Raw genomic sequence first — 21,936 nt, 5'->3', positions numbered from 1 at the left:
CTTGCAGGTTCTGCCGCTGTTATTTCAGCTGCGTCACGGTCAGCTTGCCGTTCACCCGCTCGGCGACGAATTGCACTTTCGCGCCTTCCTGCAATTTCGCCAGCATGGCTTCGTCCTTGACCTCGAAGACCATGGTCATTGCCGGCATGTCCAGGTTTTTCAGTTCCTCATGGATAAGCGTGACCTTTTTGGCCTTGGTATCGAGTTTCTTCACCGTGCCGGAGGTGAATTCCTGCGCGAAGGCGCCGGCGGCAGAGGCGAGAAAGAGAGCTGCGGCGAGTGTGGTGTTGATGATTGTTTTCATGGGTCGGTTTCCTTGTTTGCTTACTTCTTGGCAACGGTGACATCGCCGTGCATGCCGGCGTCGTAGTGTCCGGGTACAAGGCAGGCGACCTTGAAGACGCCGTCATTGGTGAACCTCCAGACAATTTCTCCCGTCTTGCCGGGCGCCAGACGGATGGCGTTCGGATCGGCATGTTCCATCTCGGGGAATTTTTCCATCAGCCCCTTGTGCTCCATGACCTTTGCTTCTTCATCGAGAACGAATTCATGATCGAGTTCGCCTTCGTTCTTGACGGTGAAGCGGATGGTTTGGTCCTTGCGGACCTTGAAGTTGTTGGGCGTGAAGATCATCTTGCCATCCGCCGTTTCTTTCATGCTGACGCGGATGGTCTGGGTGACTTTCGTGGCATCGCCGGGCTCACCGACTGCCATGGCCTCGCTGTGTCCGCCGGCATGGCTACCGGCCGCCAGAGCGGGGGTCGCAAGTGCTGCCAGCACAAGGCCAAGAATTGCAGTGTTCATGATGTTTTCCTCTATCGTTTGGGAATGTTGACGATCAGCCATGGTTCGAATGGGCCGATGGGGGCTGCGTGCTTGCATCTTTGGCTTTGGGTGCGTCGGGCAGGTTGCCCGTCCACTCAAAGGCCTGTGTGCCGGGCGGGTTTTGATACCAGCCCGGATCGGCGTAATCGCCCGCGGAGATACCTTCGCGGACCTTCACCACCGAAAACATGCCGCCCATTTCGATGGGGCCGTGGGGACCCCAGCCGGTCATCATGGGCACGGTGTTTTCGGGTATCTCCATCGACATCTCGGCCATGTCAGCCATGCCGGCGGTGCCCATCGGCATGTATTCGGGGCGGATCTGCCGGATTTTCTTGGCGACTTCCTTCTTGTCGACACCGATGAATGTCGGGATTTCGTGACCCATGGCATTCATGGTGTGGTGTGACTTGTGGCAATGGATCGCCCAGTCGCCCTCATATTTGGCGTCAAACTCGTAGGCGCGCATTGCGCCCACGGGAATGTCGATGCTGACTTCCGGCCATCGGGCCTCGGGCCGCACCCAGCCGCCGTCGGTGCAGGTGACCTCGAAGTCGTAACCATGCATATGGATCGGATGGTTGGTCATGGTCAGGTTGCCGACCCGCACCCGCACCCTGTCGTTTTTCGACACGACCAGCGGATCGATGCCCGGAAAGACCCGGCTGTTCCAGGTCCAGAGGTTGAAGTCGGTCATCTCCATGACACGGGGTACATAACTTCCCGGGTCGATGTCGAAGGCGCTGAGCAGGAACACGAAGTCCCGGTCCACCGGCATGAACGCCGGATTCTTGGGATGGACAACGAAGAAACCCATCATCCCCATGGCCATCTGCACCATCTCGTCGGAATGCGGGTGGTACATGAAGGTGCCGGATTTCACGAGATCGAACTCGTAAACGAAGGTTTTGCCGACCGGAATATGCGGTTGCGACAGGCCGCCGACACCGTCCATGCCTGAAGGCAGGATCATGCCGTGCCAGTGAACCGTCGTATGTTCGGGCAATTTATTGGTGACGAAGATACGTACTCGGTCGCCCTCCACAGCCTCGATGGTCGGGCCGGGGGACTGGCCGTTGTAACCCCACAGATAGGCGGTCATGCCCTCGGCCATCTCGCGTTCCACCGGTTCGGCGACGAGGTGGAATTCCTTGACGCCGTTATTCATCCGGAAGGGCAGGGTCCATCCGTTGAGGGTGACGACCGGGTTGTAATCCGGGCCGGTAGAGGGACGAGTGGGCGTCTGGGTGGCAGCACCTTCCATGCTGGCTGCTTCCGGCAGGCCCATATTGGACGTCTGCGCCCAGGTTTTGGAGGATACGAGCGCCGCGCCGGCGGCCCCTGCTCCAAGCAATTGTCTTCTGCTGAACATTCCCGTTTCCTTTCTCAATGACCGCCGCCTGCCGGCGCTTCGGCCGACGCGACTTCGGTTTCGGCCGCGGCACTGCCTGTGCTTCCGCCATAGATGACGGGGGCAAGGTTGGCTTCGGCCAACCAGAAGTCGCGCTTGGCGTTGACTGCGAGGATGGTGGATTCGATTTTTTCGCGGGTATCGGCGATCAGTTCGAAGGTGCTGGTAATCATGCCGTTATAGGACAGCAGCGATTGCTCCTCGATCGCGCTGCGCAGGGGCAGGACATTGTTGCGGTAGTGGCGCGCAATATCGTAATTCGACCTGTAGGCCAGATGGGCGGAACGGGCCTGCGAACGGATGTCGACGGCCAGCCCGGCCAGCTGGTTGGCCGCCCGCATATAGGCGAGTTCGCCCTTGCGCAGACGCGCCTGCCCGGAATCGAAGATCGGGATCGTGAAGGACAGCGAACCGGTTCTTGCAATGTCCGAACGGGTGGCACCGTCCTCGCGTTCGCGTTCCTTCTCCCAGCTTCCTGCCAGCTCGATATCGGTGACGATGCGGGTGGCGTCTTCCAGGCGATAGGATTGCGCGGTTGCCTGCAATTCGAGGCGGGCGACCTGCAAATCCATGCGTTTGTGAATTGCTTCCGCCTCGATGTCGTTGCGCGCTATCAGGGTCTTCGGCAAGGAAGGAAGCCGGTTCGGTATCTGGAACTCGGCATCCGTGCCGGAAAGCCCCATCAACCGGATCAGCTCTTCCTTGGCGAGTTTCGCTGCCAGTCGTGCCTTTGCCGTTTCTCCCGTCAGTTCCGCATAGAACACATGTTCGCGGGCCTGATTGGCCTTGGGCATCGAGCCCGCTTCACCGATCTTTTTCGCAAGTTCCGAAGAGGCGTCGGCTGCGACCTTCGCCTGGTTGAGGTAGGCGACGTTTTCCCAGGCGGCCACGGCGTTGATCCATGCCCTTCGGGTTTCCGCAGCAAGCGACACGGTGGCGATCGCCGCATTGACCTGCGCCTGACGGAAGCGCGTATTCGCCAGGCTGATATTCTTGTCATAGGTCGCCAAGGCGAGAATATTGGCGGTGACGGCCCCTTCAAGGACACGATACATGGCAAGCCCGGGCGTTCCGATGCCGTTCAGGCTGACGGAAAAGGTCGGAAAGACGGAGAGTTGCGTCTGCCAGGCGTCTGCGGCGCTGTCTCCGAGATCCGCATAGGACGCCTGCAGCCCCTTATTGTTCAGCAATGCAACCTGAACAGCGGTTTCGACGTCGATGGTTTTTTTGGCCATCAGCGCCTTGACGCGGTCGCGCACCACCTGCGCCTGCTGCTGGTTCTGAACCCAGACAGTCTGTTTGCCGGTTGCCTCACTGGTTTTCAGCGTTGCATCGGCAAAGCCCGCATCCTTGGCAGCATAATCAGTCGTAACGCAGCCTGCCGCGATGAGGGGAAACAGGAGGGAGGATATCAGTCTGATAGGACGTGGGATCATCATGCGCCTCCCTTCGCTGGCGACTGCGCATCGTTCAGGCCACGCCAGGGTTTCGGATCGACGGGAACGCGGTGCGTGTAAGCTCCGATCGGATTTTGATAGGGAATGGGCCTGACGCTGGACATAGTGTCGGGGCTGTCGGTCGATATGACGACTTCAGGTAAGGTGGCTGCGCATCCGCCCGCAAAAAGCGGCAGGGCAACCACCAGGAACAAACGTTTCATGGTGAAAATCCGGCAATAAGATCATGATTGCTCCAGCACGCTCACGCATGCAGGTGCAGGAAAGCCCGCAAAGCGGTTCCGGATATTCAGATATTAGGGGGGCGCTGAAGCTTAGGTGCCAGACCGGCAGCATGCGTATCGTCGATGAACGCACGCAGGGAAATGACGGTCGGATGGTTCAGGGATGAGGAGGGGCACGGAATGGCCGCGACACCACAATAATCCTGGCAGCAGGAATTCTTCGATTTTTCCTTGCTGGCGTGGTCATGTTGATCGGCGTGGTCGCCGTGATCCTGAACGGCGGCGTCGTGGTGACCCCGGCCTGACGAATGGTCGTTTTCGATCTGTGAGATCGGGACGTCGTTTTCGGCATGCATTGCGGCATTGACGGTGGAAACGCTGTAGCCCGCCAGTGACACTACCATCACCAGTCTGAACAACAGGGCCATCAATTTCGATGCTCGCAACATCCCATTCATGCGCTGTAGCAGAGCCTCAGTCCTGAGATTTGTCAATGGGTATCGCCCATAACCATCAAAAAATGCGTTGGGCTCTACCGATCCAGCACGTTTGAGATTGCCGCTTGGGTTGGAATATCCTGATCGCCCTTGCCGGGTTCGCCTTCCAGAAAGCGCTTGCCGATATCAAAGAAAGACAGCTTCATCCGGCTGCGTTTGTCAGCACCCTCAAGACTGGAGACCGGTACCTTGAAACCGAATGTTTCGTCCGGCTCCGCAGAGCGTTCGCGCCAGAAAGCGTCGATATCCGCAATCATCATTTTTTGCCGCCGGGCGCGGCGATAATGGATCGGGTGTCTGGCGCGGGCGACGGCGAAATAGGCACATGCGCTTTGGGGCATCAGGCCCTGCAGAACCATCAGGACCGCCTCCTTGGGGCGAAGCCCGCAAAGATCTCGCGTGACTGACACCATCTCATCTTTTGCGGCGCGCGGCCCCTGCATACCTCCAACGACAAGCGTATGGTGGTCTCGCCCGTATTGCCCCAGAAAAATGAACTTTGCGGTCCACAGAACGGCCTCGTCGCGGTTGCGCACCAAGCGGACTGCAAAAGCGCCCTCGTGCCGGCCGCCGCAACAATCCGCGAGAGCAAGGGTGCACTGGTAGTCATCCTTTCGGCCATGAACGATGCCCATCTCCAGGGTCTTTCCTGCCCAGAGCCCACTCATGACGGCCTTCGTAAAATGACGGTCCGCGACTATGAAGTTCTCCACGAGAAAAAGCAGTCGTCTCTGCTGGGAAATTTCGCCGACAAGAAACTTCGACAGCGGTTTCTGCAGCAATTCATCATGGGGCGGCGGCAGTTTCCGCTTTGCCGAAAAGGCGGCCAGAAACTGCCACCACCGAAAGGTGACGACGGGATTGGCGGCAAAGCGCATCCAGAAAAGGACCGCCCGCTTCCAGTGCGCGCGCCCGACGAAGGTCATGATGGGCCAGAACAAGGTGAATTCGGTTGTGCCCGATGCCTTCTGCAGATCGTCCGTTGCCGGAAATTTTTCTGCCTGAATGGCGGCATCGTTGGTGTGCGGCATAGGTTTGGCTTCCGGCGAGCATGGATGTTGCAGCCGTTGCATGCGCCGGATTTGTGAAGATTGTGTCGAGAAACAGTGGAGCTTGCGCTAAGCCCGGATCGCCCCCTGTACAGGGAAAAAAAGACGATAAGCGCCAGCTTTTCAAGAGGTTGTCTTGAAGAGGATTGTCACGATCGTTCCGCCATCCTGCCCGGCCGCGATCTGCATGTCGCTATTGTGCGCCTGCGCAATGGCGCGGGCGATTGATAAGCCGAGCCCCGTACCTCCCGTGGTGCGGGCGCGTGATGGTTCCGTGCGCCAGAAGAGTTCGATGCCGTGCGCCTCGACGCCGGGTGGAAAACCCGGTCCCCTGTCTTCGATGGCGATGAAGGGACGTCCTTCCCGAATGCCGGTTGAACAGCGCAGACTTTTTCCGCCTGCCGCATAACGGCGTACATTGTCGATCAGGACAAGAAGCAGCTGCCGAAGACGTTGGCGATCGCCCTGAACGGGAGCCGGATCCAGTGACAGGTTGAGACAGATACCGGCCTCCTCCAGGAGGGGCCGCGCTGCCTCCGCCACCGCCGCGCATTCGGCTGCGAGATCAAGTGGCCCGATGTCTTTCACGAGACTGTTGGTTTCCGCCAGAGAGAGTGTACGCAGATCATCCACCAGACGCGCCAGCCCTTCCACCTGAACGATGAGGTGACGAATGGCCTGCTTGTCGAGGGGAAAGATATCATCCGCAATGCCATGTAGGCGGCCTTGCAGGATGGTGAGTGGGGTGCGTAGTTCATGGGCAACCGCCATCGTATTGAATTTCAGGCGGCGCTCCATCATCTGCAGCTCCTGTTTCAGGCTGTCGAAACTGTCGACGAGGAAGACGATCTCGACGATACGGTTTGCCTTGACCTTTTCGCCGCTGCTGAAGTCGCCAGCCGCCATGCGCTGGGCCGCCACGGTCAGTTCCTGCAATGGCGCGGCAATGCGCCGGGAAATGATATAGCCGAGCAGACTGCACAGCAGCACGCCGGCCAGCCCGAAGACGAACACCGATGCGACGAGCTCGTCATCGCCTGCGCTCTGCACATGGGGCAAAACGTCGAGAAGCGCCTGGAACTGCTGCAGGTCCGGCATCACGCCGCGATCTATGTCCGAGAAGGCTTTGGCGGCGCCCGGCGACAGCCCGGCAATCGCGCGTTCCTGAATGTTGTCCGCATACCAGGACACGCCGTAATAGATCATTGCAACGGCGAAGACGAGCATCGTGGTAATGGTGATCGCCGTCATCGTGCTGAGACTGAGGCGCCGGAACCTCATGGTTTCTGCTCCCCGGCAAGCCGATAGCCAATGCTGCGTACCGAGACCAGATAGCCGCGAGCACCATGATCCGTCAGTTTCTTGCGCAGATTGGCGATGTGCGTGTCAATCGTGCGCGCTAGCGCGTCGCTTTCCGGCAAACAGGCGTCGAGAATATCTGCACGCTGAAACGCATGGGTGGGACGCCGCGTCATATGGGCAAGTATTCTGAATTCGCTGAGCGTCAGGGGCAGGATGGTTCTGCCCGCCTCGCCGTAAACCGCCGCTATATAGGATTCTGTATCGATTTCGATGGCGCCGAAACGCAGGATGCTGGCACCAGCCGGCTGTCGCGTGCGCTTCAAGACGGCATTCACCCGCGCGATTATTTCCTGCGGATTGAAAGGCTTGATGATGTAGTCGTCGGCACCGAGACGCAGGCCGGTCAGCTTGTCCATATCTTCCGCAAGGGCGGTCACCATGATGACCGGTGTATCCCTCTCGCGCCGGATGCGTGTCAATACGTCGATGCCGTCGAGCTTGGGCAAACGAATGTCGAGAAGAATGAGATCCGGTCTCAGCATGGAGAAATGCGTGATCGCCGTTTCTCCATCGCCCGCCCTGACGGTTCTGTATCCATCGCGAATGAGGTAGGCGTCCAGAATCTGCATGATGTCGGGATCGTCTTCGACGATGAGAATGAGCCCTCTGTCCATGCTGAACCTGCAATTTTACGTATATAAGCCGCGTTAATACCGGGACGCTAAGCCGGCGTGACGCATCGGGCAAGGGTTCCCGTGTGAGATATCGGCCGTGGGAGCTGTTTTCCTCACGCTCTTGGGTGTTTCTCCGCAAAGGCTTGACATTTCTGCGGAAGAGAGCCGGTCATGCACCAGTATCTCCTCCGTAAAACCAATCAAAATGCACCGAATTGGCCCAAGAGGTCGAAACTTCGCTCGAACCCCATCCACGGCGTGTGCCAGGCTTTTGCACGTGCTGTCCGCAAGCCATCTCTTCTGGCTCTTGCGGTTGCGCTCGCGATGATGCTTTTCTTCACCGCCTGGCCGGATATCGATCTTGATGTCAGCCGTGGGTTTTGGACCGATGGCTTCCGTCACGGTGAGGATGCGTTCCTGCTTTCTGTCCGAGATCTGAACCGCGCGCTCCCAGCTCTTCTGTTATCCGGGCTTGTTTCCATACTTCTCGTCCGCCCATTCTCTGCCGGCTTGCAGCGCAATTTTCGCCCTCACCAATTGCTGCTTATTCTCACTTTTTATGTACTCGGACCGGGCGCGACCGTCGATGTCGTGAAAAACCTGTTCGGTCGGGCCAGACCGCGCCACCTAGGCGATTTCGGGGGAGAGCTGTTTTTTACGCCCGTTCTCTCGCTTGAAGGCACCTGTCTCCGCAATTGCTCATTTCCATCAGGCGAAAGTGCTTCCGCCATCGCCCTGCTGGCTTTCATCATCCTCTTGCCGAAAAAATTCCGCCTCGTCGGAGCCGCGGTCCTGATGCCGTTCATCATGATTTTTTCCCTGAACAGGGTTGCGATGGGCGCTCACTTCCTCTCCGATGTCCTGATCGCCTGGCCATTGATGCTTGCAGTGTTTCTGTTGCTGCATCGGCCGTTCACGAAATATCGCGAGACGATTGACGCTGCCTTCTCGCGCAAAGCCAACAGAAACCGGCACATTGCAGAACAATAAAGCCGGTTCGGGGCTTTGGTTGGCACCGCAATCACAGGGCTGGGGGCTCTAGAAAATCTCCATGAAGGCATCGTCGAGAATGAGCAGCTTGCGTGCCTGTGTGCGGGCGTATTCCTCGTAAAAACCCTGTGAGATCCAGATGGCGGAACGGCCTCGCCGCCCGCTCCAGCCGATGCCACCGATCATTTCGGCCGCCGCAAGTTTGCGGCTGACATGGGTTCGCGACAATGAAAGCGATTGCGCCAGTTGTGAGGCCGTCTTCACATCCGTCAGGTGCCTGCCATGTTCAAGAGGGTTTTCCCAGTCGATACCGGCAATCAGCCGGTCCATCAGCAAGCCGCCGGCATCGAACCAGTTGAAGATGATGGAAAGCGGGCCGGGGCAGCGCACCTCCGGATTGGATAGCAGCGCCTGTGCCACGCGAGGATGGATATGTGCGAGCATGGTTTCGGAGCGTGCGATGAAGCGTGAGGCCCTCAACCCCTCGTCGATAAGGTCCAGCGCCTGAAAATGGACGTCGTACCAATGGGTGAGCATCGCCAGCGTCAATGGTGAAGGCGCTATGCCATCGACCCTGTCGCTGTCGGATTGTGTCACCGGTCTCGTCAGCCCGCGTTTCAGCGCCTCTTTGAAGAAGGTATAGGCGATCTCGTGGCTGGCGAGGCCGTTTTTCAGCGCCAGTTGCGCAAAATCATCGCGGGTCAGGAAGGGTTCCCCCGTTTCAGCCTCGCAGATGCTGCGCTTCTGGAAATAAAGCGCCACCAGCGCGTGGCACAGAAGCCGGCTCTGGCGTGTCGCGAAAAGCGCGGTCATCTCGGGGGAGCCTTCATAAAGGCTTATGAAGCCCCCGGCCAACAGGCGCAACGCGGCTGTGAAAGAAGCGGTTTGAACCAGCGCGTCGATTTCGTTCAGTGGTGGCCTGCTGCCTATCACTGCGGCATCCGGCAGCCGGGAAATCGCAAAATCGAAAAAATTGGTCATGGCGCGCGCTCCTCGAATCGCCGGCATCACCTCTCTTTGGAGGCGTCTGGATTGAACGATCCATGGGCCTTACAGGGGCGGGGATGAGGCGTCTTCTCATTGCGCGCAGAGGCGAAATTTTAAACCGCAGGCAGGCCCATGACGCGGGCGTCGCCCGGCGCCATGCCGTAGGCGGCGGCAAACACCCGGTAGAAGGTGGCGAGGCTGTCGAAGCCGCAGCCATGCGCAATCTGCGTGATTGGCAAAGCGGGAAATTCCAGCAGCAGCCGTTTTGCCTCCTCGATCCGCATGGACGACAGGGTGCGGGAAAATGACAGTTCCGCGCCCTCGAACACGACGTGCAATTGCCGGAGCGAAATTCCCAGTTCCTTCGCCACTGCGGCGGGCGTCAGGTTTTGGCGGGATTTTTTCCGCATCATGATGTCCTGGGCCGCATAACAAAGCCCGGTGCGAAGGGCGGCGCGCACCTCCGGCATGGCGGGAGAAAGCCGTCCGCGCGCCGTCATCGCAAGCCGGGTGATGTGGGTCACATCGCGGGCGGGATCGATGAGCCGGCCATGGTCGGCATTCAGCGCGTTGAAGAGGGCCCGGAACGGCCGCGAGAAGGCGGCATTATCCGTATAACGGGCCGCAAACAGATCATAGGCTGTCTGGCCGAGCATAACCTCGTAATCGACAGGGATTTTGAGCATCCGGAAATGAAAATGATCTTCGCCACCCGGTATGCCGGCATAAGGCAGATCCGAGTGGTTGATGGTGATATCACCGCCGCCGACGGCATGAACCCGGTCCCTGCCCGTATATAGCAATCCGGAACCCCTGACTTGCAGGCCGATACAGAGGCTGTCGCCGGCAATGCGGGCAATGTCGGCTTCCGTACGATCCACCCGGTAGGAGGAGGCGTGCATCTCGCTCACGACGGCGTTGGCGATGGCGCGCGCCTGAAATGACCCCTGAAAGCTGTGGCGGCGATCCCGCGCAAGCTCGATCGTGACGCCAAACAGGCTTTTGCCGCGCACCTCGCGCCATTGGTCGAAGCGGTGCTCGGGCTGGAAATCGTCGGTTGCGAAACGGATGATGGTATTCGTGGCCTGATCCTCCCCGACGATCCCGGCAGCCTATTTTTCTGTTGCGCGAAATCGAAGATGAACGAGCGGGTAGGGCCGCCCCTGTCCGTCAAGATCGGAGCGCCCTGTCGGCTCGAAACCCAGCTTACAGTAAAAGCCCATGGCCTCGATGTTCTGTTCATTGACATCGGTGGTCAGCCCGGGATGCGTGGCGATGGCCGCCTGCACCAGCGCCTTGCCTATGCCTTTGCCGTGGTGATCCGGATCGATGAAAAGCGCCTCCATGTGCCCTTCATGCAGAAACATGAAGCCGAGCGGGTAATCCGAAAGATTGACCGCAAGCATCAGGGGCATTTGCGGGAGAAAGGCTTCGACTTCCTCACCGATCGCGGCGCGATCCGTCGGAAGAAGGAAGCCGTGGGTGGCGTCGACGGCCCGGCTCCATATGTCGAGGATGCGGGTTGTGTCGCGGTTGGTGGAGGGGCGAAGTGTGATCATGTCCCACCCTTAGCAATTGCGACCTTTTCACGCCATGGGGACCGCCTGGATCTTTTTCGCGCACCTTTGCAGTTGATGATTTCCGCAGCGAAAGCGGGTGATTTCAGCTTCGCCGTCCAGCCAGATTTACGGCGTTGAGAATTTTCCCAAAAAAAGCACTTGCAAAGACGGAGATAAAAAAAATAGATAAAAAGAAGTTCTATCTATTTATTTTGAAGGAGAGGCTGTCAAATGGATCAGATAATTGCGCAAACCGCTCGAAATCAGGCTGCACTTCCCGTGATCGAGGCAAGTTCCGCACTCGAAGAAGCGAAAATTATCTATAATTTACCGTTTAATGATCTGCTTTTTCAAGCCCAACAGGTGCATCGCCGCCATTTCGATGCCAATGCCATCCAGATGAGCAGGTTGTTGTCCATCAAGACGGGGGGATGCCCTGAGGATTGCAGCTATTGCAGCCAGTCGGCCCGCAACCCGACGGGTCTGAAGGCCTCCAAGCTCATGGAAGTGGAGCGGGTGCTGGCGGAGGCGCGCAAGGCGAAGGAAGGTGGGGCGACGCGTTATTGCATGGGCGCGGCCTGGCGCAACCCCAAGGAGCGCGACATGGAGGCCGTGGTGGCCATGGTTGAGGGCGTCAAGGCGCTGGGTATGGAGACCTGCATGACACTCGGCATGCTGACGCCGGAGCAATCCGAACGGCTGGCCGATGCCGGGCTCGATTATTACAATCACAATGTTGATACGTCCGAGCGCTTTTATTCGCAGATCATCACCACCCGCACTTTCGAGGATCGGCTGGAAACGCTCGCCAATGTCCGCGATGCGGGTATCAAGGTCTGTGCCGGCGGTATTCTCGGCATGGGGGAAACGGTCGAGGATCGTATTTCGATGCTGGTGACGCTTGCCGGACTGCCGGTGCCGCCGGAGAGCGTGCCGATCAACATGCTCATCCCGATCCCCGGCTCGAAGCTCGCCAATGCCGATCCTGTCGACCCGATCGATTTCGTCCGCACCATTGCGCTGGCACGAATCCTGATGCCGCGTTCGCATGTGCGGCTTTCCGCCGGGCGCACCGAGATGAGCGACGAAACGCAGGCACTCTGTTTTCTGGCCGGGGCCAATTCCATTTTCGTCGGTGAAACGTTGCTGACGGCCGATAATCCGGGTGAGGATCATGATACGGCACTGTTCCGGCGTCTGGGTCTGAAGCCGATGGAGTTGCAGCCTGCGCAGTCAGGAGAGGGCCGGTGAACGCATCGGCGCTCTCCGCTTACGAGGTGAAACTTGCCGGCCTGCACCGCAAATCGCGGCTACGGGCGCTCGTTCCCCAACAGGGGATCGATTTTACCTCCAACGACTATCTCGGACTTGCCGATGCGCCCCGGCTGAAGGCAGCGATTACCGAAGCAATCGAGAGGGGTGTACCGGTCGGCGCGGGCGGCTCACGGTTGCTGCGCGGCAACCACCCGGAACATGAGGCGTTGGAGGTGGAGGCGGCAGCATTTTTCGGGGCGGAAAAAACGATCTATTTCGCCAGCGGTTTTGCCGCCAATGTCGCGCTTTTTTCCACCTTGCCGCTGCGGGACGATCTTGTGCTCTACGATGCGCTGATCCATGCCAGCGCGCATGATGGTATTGCGACCGGCAAGGCAGAGGCGCTCGCCGTGTCACATAACAAGGTCGAGGCGTTCGAACGGGAAATAAACCGCTGGCGACACGCTGGTGGTCGTGGACGGCCGTGGATCGCGGTTGAGAGCCTTTATTCCATGGATGGCGACCGGGCGCCGCTTGCGGCGCTCGCGGACCTTGCCGAACGGCATGGCGGTTTTCTTGTGGTCGATGAGGCGCATGCCACCGGCGTTTTCGGGCCTGGCGGCCATGGTCTTGCCGCGGAGCTGGAAGGGCGGGGCAATGTGGTGGCGTTGCACACCTGCGGCAAGGCGCTGGGCCTTTCCGGCGCAGTCTTGAGCCTGCCGGCGGTTCTGGCCGAATACCTCATCAACCGCGCCCGGGGCTTCATTTATTCCACGGCACCTTCGCCGCTGATGGCGGCGGCGGTACGGGAAGCCTTGCGGATCGTCGCTGATGAAGCCTGGCGGCGGTCGCGGTTGGCGGCGCTGGTAAATTTTGCCGGCGAAGAGCTACGCTCACGGCTCGGGGTCATGCCGAGCGGTTCGCAGATCATGCCGGTCATGATCGGCGACAATGCCCGTTCGCTCGGCATAGCTGCGCGCCTGCGCGAAGGTGGTTTTGACGTGCGGGCGATCCGTCCGCCGACGGTGCCGGAAGGAACGGCGCGCCTGCGTCTTTCCATCACGCTGAATGTGGATGAGAGCCAGATTGCCGATATGGTCGGGCTGCTTGCCTTCGCATTGAAGGAGGAGCGGGCATGAGCCTTCGTTTCGTCATTTCAGGCACCGATACCGGCATCGGCAAGACAGTTTTTGCCGCGGCGTTGACCCACGCCTTGCAGGCTTCCTATTGGAAGCCGGTCCAATCCGGGCTGGAGGAGGAGACCGACAGCGAGACGGTGGAACGGCTGGGTGGTGTGCCGCGCGCCCGTATCCTGCCGGAAGCCTATCGCCTCAAAATACCGGCATCGCCGCATCTTTCAGCCCGTCTCGACAATGTGACGATCGATCCCACACTCCTGCAACCGCCGGAAACGAAGGGGCCGCTGGTAATTGAAGGGGCGGGCGGGCTTCTGGTGCCGCTGACCGAAAGATTGTTGTTCGCCGATATATTCGCCCACTGGCAAATCCCGCTGATCCTGTGCGCCAGAACTGCGCTTGGCACCATCAACCACACGCTGCTGTCGCTTGAAGCGCTGCGGTTACGGAGCATTCCGGTGCATGGTTTGGTTTTCATCGGTGACGAGAATGCGGAAAATGAGCGCATCATCTCCGATATCGGCCGAGTTCGTGCACTCGGCCGTCTGCCGCGTCTGCCTGAGATGACCGCCGGAGCGCTGCATCAGGCTTTCGCTCAACAATTCAATCCTGCCGATTTTCTGGAGGTTACGGCATGAGCCGTTCGCCCATCTGGCATCCCTTCACCCAGCACGGGCTGGAGCCGCCGATGAAACGCATCGTGTCCACGCAAGGTGCCTATCTGGTCGATGAGGATGGCACTCGGCTGTTCGATGCGATTTCATCCTGGTGGGTCATCACCCATGGTCACCGGCATCCGGCGATCATGGCCGCCATCCGCGCCGCGACGGCGGCCTTCGATCAGGTGATTTTTGCGGAATTTTCGCACGAGCCTGCCGAAGAGCTGGCAAAAGGGCTGGTCGACATTGCGCCCGCCGGGCTGGAACACGTGTTTTACTCCGATAGCGGTTCAACTGCGGTGGAAGTGGCGCTGAAAATGGCGCTCGGTTATTTCCATAACCGCGGAGAAAAGCGCGATCGCATCGTGGTGATGGAGCATGGCTATCATGGCGATACGATCGGCACCATGTCCACCGGTGAACGTGGCGTGTTCAATGCCGCTTACGAGCCGCTGCTCTTCGGTGTCGATCGGCTGGCTTTTCCAGAAGCGGGCAGCGGGCAGGCCACCCTCGACATGTTTGAACATTTCTGCCGCTCAGGCCGTGTCGCCGCCCTGTTGATCGAGCCGCTGGTGCTCGGCGCCGGCGGCATGAAGATGTATGGCGCGGATGTTCTGGCCGGGCTGAAGCAGATCGCCGAACGCCATGGCTGCCTGTTCATTGCCGATGAGGTGATGACCGGCTGGGGCCGGACGGGAAGCCTTTTCGCATGTGAGCAGGCCGGAATTTCTCCGGATATCCTGTGCACGTCGAAGGGCCTTACCGGCGGCTCCCTGCCGTTGGCGGCCACGCTGTGCAGCGGCGCTCTCTTCGATGCGCATTTTTCGACCGACCGCCATAAGACATTTTTCCATTCGAGTTCCTACACCGCCAATCCGATCGCATGCGCCGCCGCCGTCGCCAATCTTCAGGTCTGGCGGGATGAGCCGGTGGCGCAGCGTATCGGGCAACTGGAACAGATGCTGGGAGACCATCTGCGGCGCTTTGCGGATGACGGACGTTTTACCAATATCCGGCAGGCGGGAACCATAGCCGCGCTCGATCTCGTGGTGCCTTCCGGTGGTTATCTCGCCGAATTCGGGCCGCGTATGCGGCGCCTGTTTCGGGAGCGGGGATTTGTCATCCGCCCGCTCGGCAACGTTGTTTATCTGATGCCCCCCTATTGTGCGGCACCAGACGATCTGGGCCATGCCTTCGACGCCATCGATGAAGTGGCCTCGATCGTCACCGAAACCGCTCGCATAAAAACACCTGTGCCCGGGATGGTGTGACACCGGATATCCGCAGCCTCCTGAACACTCTTGAAAGACCAGACAATGCAGACACTTTCTTCGCGCATGGCCGGCTTTGGACATGCCGTTCCGGGGCGGTGCGTCGGCAATGACGAGATAGAGGTGCGCCTGGGGCTGGAGACCGGCTGGATCGAGCGGCGAACCGGCATTCTCAAGCGCTATTGGGCGGAAGAGGGCGATACCCTGAGCGGCCTTGCCACCGAGGCTGGCCGCATGGCGCTGGAAGATGCGGAAATCGCCCCTGACGATGTCGCGCTGACATTGCTGGCGACCTCCACACCGGACCATCTTCTGCCGCCTTCCGCTCCGCTGCTTGCCCATCGATTGGGCCTGACGCAATCGGGCGGCATCGATCTCGCCGGCGCCTGTTCCGGCTTTCTTTATGCGCTCACCCTTGCCGATGGATTTGTCCGCACCCATGGTCGCGCCGTGCTTGTCGTCGCGGCCAATATTCTGAGCCGCCGCATCAATCTTCAGGAAAGGGCAAGCGCTGTCCTTTTTGCCGATGCAGCCGGGGCAGTCGTGCTTAGACCGTGCCACGAGGCGCGGCGTGGCCTTCTGTCCGCCGACCTGCGATCTGATGGCGGCGGTTACGATCTGATCCAGATAGCCGCAGGCGGCAGCAGCCAGCCGTTCTCTGCGGATACGCCCACCGAGGATACGCTGATGACGATGCGCGACGGCCGCGAGGTTTTCTCCCGCGCCGTGGCGCTGATGACCCGAACCTCACAGCGTGTGCTGCAACAGGCGGAGCTGTCAGCTACCAATATTGACCGTTTCGTGCCCCATCAGGCCAATGCCCGCATGTTCGATGCCGTCTGCGGCAATCTCGGCATCGACCGGCAGAAAACCGTCCGCACGGTGGAGAGCTTCGGCAATTCTTCCGCCGCGACCATTCCGCTGTCGCTCTCCGTTGCCAATGCGGAAAGGCGTATCGCAAAGGGCGAGACGTTATTGCTCACCGCCGCAGGAGCCGGTTTGACCGGGGGGGCAATTGTTTATCGGGATTAGCCCGGTGGCAGTGCGCAGAACGAAAAGCCGGCGCGTATATGTTTGATTTTATTTGAAGAAATTGGCTGGAGAACCTGGACCCTAAGAGGGTACGCAGTCAACTATTTGATATTGAAAAAACTAATTTGATTTCGCTAACGGGGCCGTGGATGGCGTGAGAGGGGTAGCGCTCAGATTTGAGCTGAATGCTATCGACGCTCAACAACCCAGTGCCGCCACTTCCCAGACGGCCACTGGTACCAGTCCTCCCGGCTCCACGCGAATTCGTGGTTAGGGGTGAAGATGTAAAACGCACCGGGAAGGCGGCAAACGATTTCAACGGAAAGGCCGATTAAAGGGAGCTTGATTTTCATGTGATGGCGTCTCGAAAATGGAGTTGATTTGCGTTGTCCCGGCCAGAACGATGACGCTTAGACTCCAACGAGATTCTGACGTCAATAGTAAAAATCATTATTTTTCAATGGTTTGTATTCACGCGTAAGTGGGTTGTCAGTAGGTGATTGAAAGGGTTCTGGAAATCAGTGTGACGCGTGGATAGGTTTTCTGTCGCGCACCCGTGAGGGCGCTTAGCAGGTCTCGAACAATGAACCAGATTGTAGACATCAACACCAACTCTACGCTCACGATATCCAGCCGAGAAACCGCAGAATGCCGCCCCACCTAACTGGGAAAGCGCTGGTCGCAATGTTGGGTAAAATTTATTATAAGTGTGGCGTCTTTCTCAGCGACAGCGGCCAAGGAATCTACATGCTTTTGCATATAGGCTTCTGCATCGCTTTGGGATCGATAAGATTTTTCGAAAATGCCTTCTGCCTGAGCAGCCAGCTTGTCGAATTTTGTTTGGTAGTCTGCGGACTTCTTGGCGTCTCCAGCTTCCTTGTAGACCTTTGCCATGATCGCAAAGGCCGCCCCACACTGGAAAGGATGCTCATTTGAATTGGGTCCAAGTTCCACTGAACCTTGGCCATAGCTCGGCGTCGCAATAGCCCCGACCAAAAGCAAAACAATCACACGCATTAAAAGCCCACCCTTTCACGCCGAAGTTGTTACTCTAGCGCCCGAGACACGTGAGATACCATCCCACGCTTGGAAAAGCAGTTAACCGGACATTTACGAAGAGCGAACGGTCAAGAAGCTCGAAGTGCCCGCTCCGTCTGAGATCGGCCGAGTTTTCGGCCAATGTCCCTGACAGCTTTGGCAGACCGCACGTTCCGGTGTGGATCGAATTTTCCGGACAGACACAGCTAAGAATAGCGGACGGCTTGCAGGATAAAGTGCAAGCAGCTATTCTTCAGACACCCACACTATAGGCTGTGAGGCCCCTTCACTAGAGGGTTAGATAAAAGGTCACGGTAAGCAACACCGTGGCCTTTTCCTTGCCGGTAAGGCGGGCGACTGCACTATCTGCAGAGGCTACCTTAGTCTACGCAACACACGCTCTTAACATACGTGTTGCCGACCGTCATGAAGGCGTCATCTGGAACCGCCTTTTCCTCTTTCAACTGCTTGAGTAGTTCCGCCGCCTTCTCTGGCGGTAAGCTCTTTTGAAGGGCAACTGCGTACCACTTATTCGCGGCGAGATAGGCGGTTAGAGGGAGGCGAGATGAAGCCACAAAGGCGGCTGCCTCTGCGTAATTATCGAAGCTCTTGATTTGGATGTATCGGTTCTCGAAGGGCTGGGCCAGAAATTGATCCACTTTTACCCAATTGTGGTGCAGGTATCCCTCCTTGCCTTTCGTCCGCACCTTGTACCATCGCTCACCAACCGACAGAATCTCTACGCGGTCCCGGTTCTGTAATCCAAGAAGCTTCTCCGAGGATTGATCCTCTCCCGCCCTCAAGAACTCTTTCCCTTTAGGAACGCGTAGAAGCCCGCTTCTCGCCAAGGGAATTTGGAAGCGTGCATCGTCGTCCGCAATCCTAGAGCTTGGCAGAGCCTTGCTTTCCCGATTGTCGCCTTTATCGGCAGCCGCCAACCTCTGCTCTGAAGGAGTTCCACTGCTCAAATCCAAATTCGTGACGCGATATTGAGCCATTTCGCTCTTCGAAAGATAGCGCATATCGTCTTTTTCGTACCGGAGAGACAATTGCAGCAGGGCTGGATCGACTCCCATCTCAGACAAATAGCTTATGGTCTCGGCTGTTTGATGCTGTATGTATGACACTGCGTCTTCGACCGAAATTGCGGCAGCGTCCGAGAATGATGACTTATGTACGCCTATCGATCCAGTTTCTGCCGCCCGGAATACGCCGCCCATGAATGCGAGAGCACACGCGGAAGCACACTCAAGGCCCCGCGACTGAAATGTGGGGAGGCCAAGGGTACGGATGAGGCGGCCCAGTTCTATCGCTTTAGACGGGTTTCCCCCGGGAGAATTGAAGCTGACTATCGCGGCTTTGTCGCCAACGCTTTTAGCTAATTGCAAAAACTGGCCGAAATTCTCAGAAGGCTCGAACACCCCCGATACAAGTATGATGGATTTTCCGGCATCCACAGGCTCGACAGAAAATGTGAGAGCGGAGGCGGGGTTGCTCAGCAAGAAATACACGGACGCAAAAGTCACCGCGAAACAAGACGCCGTTTTCATGTGCTGCACTACCCTTAAGATGCCCTCGACTAGTATATTCAGCCGTGCGTGTTGAGCTAGTGGTGAAACCCAAATTCATGAGTTGGATATCGCTGGGTTCCAGAAAAGTCACCTCTACCAGCCATTGTAAGGGCAGGTGGCGAAGAGTGTAAGCAGAGTGAGTTGGCGTTTAAGCGGAGACCTAAGGGCTGAGGTACATAACGCGGTACGCCCTGAGGTACGCGGCCATGCCTAAGCCATTGATTTTTTATCTGAAAAGAGATTGGCTGGGGAACCTGGATTCGAACCAAGATCGACGGAGTCAGAGTCCGCTGTTCTACCATTGAACTATTCCCCAAAAGCGTGAAGCGCGTGGCGCGTTCGCTTTGGTGGGTCGTCATATAGATGATTTATGCCGGGGCGCAAGTCGAAAAAATCGAAAAATGCGTTTTCACCCCTCTTTTGCGTTTCATCCCGGGATCAGAGCCTTGCGCGGGTGGAGCGCGGGGTGGAAAGCAGCAGGCTGGTCTCGCTGCCAGTGATGCCGGGCACCAGGCGGATGCGGCGCAGCACGGCGTCGAAATCGCTGAGTGTGGCGGCGTTGAGCTCTACGATCAGGTCCCAGCGGCCGTTGGTGGTGTGGATTTCGGATATTTCCGGGAAGCCGCCAAGGGTGCGGATGACGCGGTCCGTCACATGGCCTTCAATCTCGATCATCATAATGCCGCGGATCGCCGCTTCCACCGCATCGGCCCGCAGAATGACGGTGTAGCCGATGATGGAGCCGTCATTTTCCATTCTTTCGATGCGGGAGCGAACCGTCGCGCGCGAGGTTTCCGTCTCCAAAGCCAGATCGGAAATGCTGCGTCTGCCGTTGTGACGCAAAAGGGTGACGAGCCTTTCGTCGAGATTATCCATGATTACCATTTTGATAAAGTGATTTTGCCAGATTGATAATTCATTTCGATAATCTTGCCAATATTTGATGTTCAATCCGCCATGTCTCTGTGGTTTAGTGATGTTGCTGGTTGGGAAAGCGAGGACGGGAATGAATATCAGGCTTATTGGTGCACCTCTGCAAATCGGAGCGGGGCAATTGGGATGCGAAATGGGACCGAGCGCCTATCGCATCGCCGGTCTCGTGCGCGCGCTGGAGGATCTGGGGCACCGGGTGGTCGATACCGGCAATGTGGCGCCGGCGCCGCTTAAGGAATTTCGTCACCCCAATCCGGCCGTGCATCATCTGGAGGAAACCGTGGCCTGGACAGAGGCGCTGACGGAGGCGGCCTATCGCGAAAGTGCGGATGCCGTGCCGATCTTTCTTGGCGGCGACCATGCGATTTCGGCGGGAACGGTGGCTGGCATGGCGCGGCGGGTGGCCGAGACGGGCCGGCCGTTTTTTGTGCTCTGGCTCGATGCCCATACCGATTATCACACGCTGGAGACGACACGCAGCGGTAATCTGCATGGCACACCCGTTGCCTATTTCAGCGGCCGTGAGGGGTTTGCCGGTTATTTTCCGCCGCTGTCCCACGCCGTGCCGGAAGAAAATATCGGCATGATCGGTATCCGAAGCGTCGATCCCGCTGAAAGGGCGGCGCTGGAAAAGAGCGGCATCACCGTTCACGACATGCGCTCGATAGACGAGCACGGCGTTGCGGTTCTGCTGCGCGAATTTCTCGCCCGCGTTCAGGCGGCAAACGGCCTGCTGCATGTCAGTCTTGATGTCGATTTTCTCGAGCCATCCATTGCGCCTGCCGTCGGCACTACCGTTCCGGGCGGCGCGACGTTCCGTGAAGCGCATCTGGTGATGGAAATGCTGCATGATAGCGGGCTGGTCTGCAGTCTCGATCTGGTGGAACTCAACCCGTTTCTCGATGAGCGCGGCAGGACGGCGACGCTGATGGTCGATCTCGCCGCAAGCCTGATGGGCAAGCGGGTCATGGACCGCCCGACACGCGCTGGCTGAAAGGGGTGATGCGATGACCGTGATACCGAATCTCAATATCGTTCCCTTCGTCAGCGTCGACCATATGATGAAGCTCGTGCTGCGGGTGGGAATCGACACCTTCCTGCGTGAGCTTGCCGATGTGGTGGAGGAGGATTTCCGCCGCTGGAAGAGCTTCGACAAGACGCCGCGTATCGCCTCACATTCGAAGGAGGGCGTTATCGAGCTGATGCCGACCAGCGACGGCGCGCTGTACGGCTTCAAATATGTCAACGGCCATCCGAAGAACATGAAGGAAGGCCGTCAGACGGTAACGGCCTTCGGCGTGCTTTCCGATGTCGGCAATGGTTATCCGTTGCTTCTGACTGAAATGACGATCCTGACGGCGCTGCGCACTGCCGCCACCTCGGCCGTTGCCGCGAAATACCTTGCCCGCCCCAATTCCCGTTCCATGGCCATCATCGGTAACGGTGCTCAGAGCGAATTTCAGGCGCGGGCTTTCAAGGCTATTCTCGGCATTGATACGCTGCGGCTTTTTGATATCGACCGGTCCGCCAGCGAAAAATGCGCCCGCAATCTTGGCGGACAGGGTTTCGCCATCGAAATCTGCGATAGCGCTGAGGAGGCGGTGGAAGGCGCGGATATCATCACGACAGTCACCGCTGACAAGCAATATGCGACGATCCTGACCGACAACATGGTCGGCCCCGGCATTCACATCAACGCTGTCGGCGGCGATTGCCCGGGCAAGACGGAACTGCACCGGGATATTCTGCTTCGCTCCGATATTTTCGTCGAATATCCGCCGCAGACGCGCATTGAAGGTGAAATCCAGCAATTGCCGGAGGATTATCCCGTGACCGAGTTATGGCAGGTCATTGCCGGCGAAAAACAGGGCCGGGCGGGCAATAGGCAGATCACCCTGTTCGACAGCGTCGGCTTTGCGACCGAGGATTTCTCGGCGCTGCGTTACGTGCGCTCAAAACTGCCGGGCACCGGTCTTTATGCGGAGCTGGATCTCCTGGCTGATCCGGATGAGCCGCGCGATCTGTTCGGCATGTTGCTGCGTTGTGAGGCGGCTCTCGCCTGAAGAG

Annotated in this window: 23 protein-coding genes and 1 tRNA gene; 8 read left to right on the top strand and 16 right to left on the bottom strand. The window is 58.4% G+C overall.

Annotated features, from left to right (window positions below; genetic code table 11):
- Nucleotides 1-19: 19 nt before the first annotated feature.
- The 9 genes from ACQZ5F_RS24820 to ACQZ5F_RS24780 form a co-directional block, all read right to left on the bottom strand.
- The gene (locus ACQZ5F_RS24820) at nt 20-304 is read right to left on the bottom strand and encodes a copper-binding protein (protein WP_225337997.1); all 285 of its coding nucleotides are present in this window, start codon (nt 302-304) and stop codon (nt 20-22) included.
- Nucleotides 305-324: 20 nt separating this feature from the next.
- Nucleotides 325-804 carry a cupredoxin domain-containing protein gene (locus ACQZ5F_RS24815; protein WP_046801994.1) on the bottom strand — a complete coding sequence of 160 codons (480 nt, stop codon included), beginning with the start codon at nt 802-804 and terminating at the stop codon, nt 325-327.
- Nucleotides 805-838: 34 nt separating this feature from the next.
- Nucleotides 839-2,197: a multicopper oxidase family protein gene (locus ACQZ5F_RS24810; RefSeq protein WP_225337998.1), complete on the bottom strand. Its 1,359-nt coding sequence runs from the start codon at nt 2,195-2,197 to the stop codon at nt 839-841.
- Between the two features lie 14 nt (nt 2,198-2,211).
- Nucleotides 2,212-3,672 carry a TolC family protein gene (locus ACQZ5F_RS24805; RefSeq protein WP_052820965.1) on the bottom strand — a complete coding sequence of 487 codons (1,461 nt, stop codon included), beginning with the start codon at nt 3,670-3,672 and terminating at the stop codon, nt 2,212-2,214.
- Nucleotides 3,672-3,896: a hypothetical protein gene (locus ACQZ5F_RS24800; RefSeq protein WP_046801620.1), complete on the bottom strand. Its 225-nt coding sequence runs from the start codon at nt 3,894-3,896 to the stop codon at nt 3,672-3,674. The genes ACQZ5F_RS24805 and ACQZ5F_RS24800 overlap by 1 nt, the downstream gene beginning before the upstream one ends.
- Before the next feature lie 86 nt (nt 3,897-3,982).
- Nucleotides 3,983-4,345 (bottom strand): hypothetical protein, encoded by a 363-nt coding sequence (locus tag ACQZ5F_RS24795; protein ID WP_052820967.1) that lies wholly within the window; start codon nt 4,343-4,345, stop codon nt 3,983-3,985.
- A gap of 104 nt (nt 4,346-4,449) precedes the next feature.
- Nucleotides 4,450-5,445, bottom strand: a complete 996-nt coding sequence (locus ACQZ5F_RS24790) for a DUF535 family protein (RefSeq protein ID WP_225337999.1) — start codon at nt 5,443-5,445, stop codon at nt 4,450-4,452.
- 141 nt (nt 5,446-5,586) lie between these two features.
- Nucleotides 5,587-6,744, bottom strand: coding sequence for an ATP-binding protein (locus ACQZ5F_RS24785; protein WP_225338000.1), 1,158 nt, complete (start codon nt 6,742-6,744; stop codon nt 5,587-5,589).
- Nucleotides 6,741-7,439, bottom strand: a complete 699-nt coding sequence (locus ACQZ5F_RS24780; RefSeq protein ID WP_225338001.1) for a response regulator — start codon at nt 7,437-7,439, stop codon at nt 6,741-6,743. Before ACQZ5F_RS24780 ends, ACQZ5F_RS24785 begins: the two co-directional genes overlap by 4 nt.
- Before the next feature lie 171 nt (nt 7,440-7,610).
- Between ACQZ5F_RS24780 and ACQZ5F_RS24775 the strand changes: the two genes are divergently transcribed.
- Nucleotides 7,611-8,429 (top strand): phosphatase PAP2 family protein, encoded by an 819-nt coding sequence (locus ACQZ5F_RS24775; protein ID WP_225338002.1) that lies wholly within the window; start codon nt 7,611-7,613, stop codon nt 8,427-8,429.
- A 48-nt stretch (nt 8,430-8,477) separates the two neighbouring features.
- Here the strand turns inward: ACQZ5F_RS24775 and ACQZ5F_RS24770 are convergent, their stop codons facing one another.
- The 3 genes from ACQZ5F_RS24770 to ACQZ5F_RS24760 all read right to left on the bottom strand — a co-directional run bounded on the left by ACQZ5F_RS24770 (nt 8,478) and on the right by ACQZ5F_RS24760 (nt 10,975).
- Nucleotides 8,478-9,410, bottom strand: coding sequence for a hypothetical protein (locus tag ACQZ5F_RS24770; protein ID WP_225338003.1), 933 nt, complete (start codon nt 9,408-9,410; stop codon nt 8,478-8,480).
- Between the two features lie 119 nt (nt 9,411-9,529).
- A complete protein-coding gene (locus ACQZ5F_RS24765; RefSeq protein WP_225338004.1) occupies nt 9,530-10,429 on the bottom strand; it encodes a helix-turn-helix transcriptional regulator in 900 nt (299 codons plus the stop codon).
- 99 nt (nt 10,430-10,528) lie between these two features.
- On the bottom strand, nt 10,529-10,975 hold the full coding sequence (locus ACQZ5F_RS24760; protein ID WP_225338005.1) for an acetyltransferase: 447 nt from the start codon (nt 10,973-10,975) through the stop codon (nt 10,529-10,531).
- 231 nt (nt 10,976-11,206) lie between these two features.
- On the opposite strand from ACQZ5F_RS24760, the gene bioB reads away from it, so the two are divergent.
- Genes bioB through ACQZ5F_RS24735 form a run of 5 tightly spaced genes read left to right on the top strand, consistent with a single transcriptional unit; the run spans nt 11,207 to nt 16,327 of the window.
- The gene (gene bioB, locus ACQZ5F_RS24755) at nt 11,207-12,226 is read left to right on the top strand and encodes a biotin synthase BioB (RefSeq protein WP_046801629.1); all 1,020 of its coding nucleotides are present in this window, start codon (nt 11,207-11,209) and stop codon (nt 12,224-12,226) included.
- On the top strand, nt 12,223-13,368 hold the full coding sequence (locus ACQZ5F_RS24750) for an 8-amino-7-oxononanoate synthase (protein WP_225338006.1): 1,146 nt from the start codon (nt 12,223-12,225) through the stop codon (nt 13,366-13,368). Before bioB ends, ACQZ5F_RS24750 begins: the two co-directional genes overlap by 4 nt.
- Nucleotides 13,365-14,003 (top strand): dethiobiotin synthase, encoded by a 639-nt coding sequence (gene bioD, locus ACQZ5F_RS24745; protein WP_225338007.1) that lies wholly within the window; start codon nt 13,365-13,367, stop codon nt 14,001-14,003. The genes ACQZ5F_RS24750 and bioD overlap by 4 nt, the downstream gene beginning before the upstream one ends.
- Nucleotides 14,000-15,295, top strand: a complete 1,296-nt coding sequence (locus ACQZ5F_RS24740) for an adenosylmethionine--8-amino-7-oxononanoate transaminase (RefSeq protein WP_448731119.1) — start codon at nt 14,000-14,002, stop codon at nt 15,293-15,295. The genes bioD and ACQZ5F_RS24740 overlap by 4 nt, the downstream gene beginning before the upstream one ends.
- Nucleotides 15,296-15,340: 45 nt before the next feature.
- Complete coding sequence (locus ACQZ5F_RS24735) at nt 15,341-16,327, top strand: beta-ketoacyl-ACP synthase III (protein ID WP_052820982.1); 987 nt, start codon at nt 15,341-15,343, stop codon at nt 16,325-16,327.
- Between the two features lie 660 nt (nt 16,328-16,987).
- On the opposite strand, the gene ACQZ5F_RS24730 is transcribed toward ACQZ5F_RS24735, so the two are convergent.
- From ACQZ5F_RS24730 to ACQZ5F_RS24715, 4 genes are all read right to left on the bottom strand, one after another.
- Nucleotides 16,988-17,344: a hypothetical protein gene (locus tag ACQZ5F_RS24730; RefSeq protein WP_448731120.1), complete on the bottom strand. Its 357-nt coding sequence runs from the start codon at nt 17,342-17,344 to the stop codon at nt 16,988-16,990.
- Between the two features lie 401 nt (nt 17,345-17,745).
- Entirely contained in the window at nt 17,746-18,915 is a 1,170-nt protein-coding gene (locus tag ACQZ5F_RS24725) for an SH3 domain-containing protein (protein ID WP_225338010.1), read from the bottom strand.
- A 263-nt stretch (nt 18,916-19,178) separates the two neighbouring features.
- A tRNA-Gln gene (locus ACQZ5F_RS24720) sits at nt 19,179-19,252 on the bottom strand.
- 122 nt (nt 19,253-19,374) lie between these two features.
- Nucleotides 19,375-19,812 (bottom strand): Lrp/AsnC family transcriptional regulator, encoded by a 438-nt coding sequence (locus tag ACQZ5F_RS24715; protein WP_225244757.1) that lies wholly within the window; start codon nt 19,810-19,812, stop codon nt 19,375-19,377.
- Between the two features lie 130 nt (nt 19,813-19,942).
- Between ACQZ5F_RS24715 and rocF the strand changes: the two genes are divergently transcribed.
- Nucleotides 19,943-20,863 (top strand): arginase, encoded by a 921-nt coding sequence (gene rocF / locus ACQZ5F_RS24710; RefSeq protein WP_448731121.1) that lies wholly within the window; start codon nt 19,943-19,945, stop codon nt 20,861-20,863.
- 13 nt (nt 20,864-20,876) lie between these two features.
- Nucleotides 20,877-21,932, top strand: a complete 1,056-nt coding sequence (locus ACQZ5F_RS24705; protein WP_225338011.1) for an ornithine cyclodeaminase — start codon at nt 20,877-20,879, stop codon at nt 21,930-21,932.
- Nucleotides 21,933-21,936 lie beyond the last annotated feature (4 nt).

The organism is Agrobacterium sp. 22-210-1, from assembly GCF_053522525.1.
This window is presented reverse-complemented; position numbering and strand designations above follow the sequence as displayed.

Excerpts from the sequence above, each read along its gene's own strand:
- bioD (WP_225338007.1), top strand. The coding sequence starts at position 13,365 with ATGAGCCTTCGTTTCGTCATTTCAGGCACCGATACCGGCATCGGCAAG.
- rocF (WP_448731121.1), top strand. The coding sequence starts at position 19,943 with ATGAATATCAGGCTTATTGGTGCACCTCTGCAAATCGGAGCGGGGCAA.
- bioB (WP_046801629.1), top strand. The coding sequence starts at position 11,207 with ATGGATCAGATAATTGCGCAAACCGCTCGAAATCAGGCTGCACTTCCC.
- ACQZ5F_RS24760 (WP_225338005.1), bottom strand. The coding sequence starts at position 10,975 with ATGATCACACTTCGCCCCTCCACCAACCGCGACACAACCCGCATCCTC.
- ACQZ5F_RS24795 (WP_052820967.1), bottom strand. The coding sequence starts at position 4,345 with ATGGCCCTGTTGTTCAGACTGGTGATGGTAGTGTCACTGGCGGGCTAC.
- ACQZ5F_RS24705 (WP_225338011.1), top strand. The coding sequence starts at position 20,877 with ATGACCGTGATACCGAATCTCAATATCGTTCCCTTCGTCAGCGTCGAC.
- ACQZ5F_RS24780 (WP_225338001.1), bottom strand. The coding sequence starts at position 7,439 with ATGGACAGAGGGCTCATTCTCATCGTCGAAGACGATCCCGACATCATG.
- ACQZ5F_RS24735 (WP_052820982.1), top strand. The coding sequence starts at position 15,341 with ATGCAGACACTTTCTTCGCGCATGGCCGGCTTTGGACATGCCGTTCCG.
- ACQZ5F_RS24740 (WP_448731119.1), top strand. The coding sequence starts at position 14,000 with ATGAGCCGTTCGCCCATCTGGCATCCCTTCACCCAGCACGGGCTGGAG.
- ACQZ5F_RS24815 (WP_046801994.1), bottom strand. The coding sequence starts at position 804 with ATGAACACTGCAATTCTTGGCCTTGTGCTGGCAGCACTTGCGACCCCC.
- ACQZ5F_RS24770 (WP_225338003.1), bottom strand. The coding sequence starts at position 9,410 with ATGACCAATTTTTTCGATTTTGCGATTTCCCGGCTGCCGGATGCCGCA.
- ACQZ5F_RS24790 (WP_225337999.1), bottom strand. The coding sequence starts at position 5,445 with ATGCCGCACACCAACGATGCCGCCATTCAGGCAGAAAAATTTCCGGCA.
- ACQZ5F_RS24800 (WP_046801620.1), bottom strand. The coding sequence starts at position 3,896 with ATGAAACGTTTGTTCCTGGTGGTTGCCCTGCCGCTTTTTGCGGGCGGA.
- ACQZ5F_RS24725 (WP_225338010.1), bottom strand. The coding sequence starts at position 18,915 with ATGAAAACGGCGTCTTGTTTCGCGGTGACTTTTGCGTCCGTGTATTTC.
- ACQZ5F_RS24810 (WP_225337998.1), bottom strand. The coding sequence starts at position 2,197 with ATGTTCAGCAGAAGACAATTGCTTGGAGCAGGGGCCGCCGGCGCGGCG.
- ACQZ5F_RS24805 (WP_052820965.1), bottom strand. The coding sequence starts at position 3,672 with ATGATCCCACGTCCTATCAGACTGATATCCTCCCTCCTGTTTCCCCTC.
- ACQZ5F_RS24775 (WP_225338002.1), top strand. The coding sequence starts at position 7,611 with ATGCACCAGTATCTCCTCCGTAAAACCAATCAAAATGCACCGAATTGG.
- ACQZ5F_RS24730 (WP_448731120.1), bottom strand. The coding sequence starts at position 17,344 with ATGCGTGTGATTGTTTTGCTTTTGGTCGGGGCTATTGCGACGCCGAGC.
- ACQZ5F_RS24785 (WP_225338000.1), bottom strand. The coding sequence starts at position 6,744 with ATGAGGTTCCGGCGCCTCAGTCTCAGCACGATGACGGCGATCACCATT.
- ACQZ5F_RS24715 (WP_225244757.1), bottom strand. The coding sequence starts at position 19,812 with ATGGATAATCTCGACGAAAGGCTCGTCACCCTTTTGCGTCACAACGGC.
- ACQZ5F_RS24820 (WP_225337997.1), bottom strand. The coding sequence starts at position 304 with ATGAAAACAATCATCAACACCACACTCGCCGCAGCTCTCTTTCTCGCC.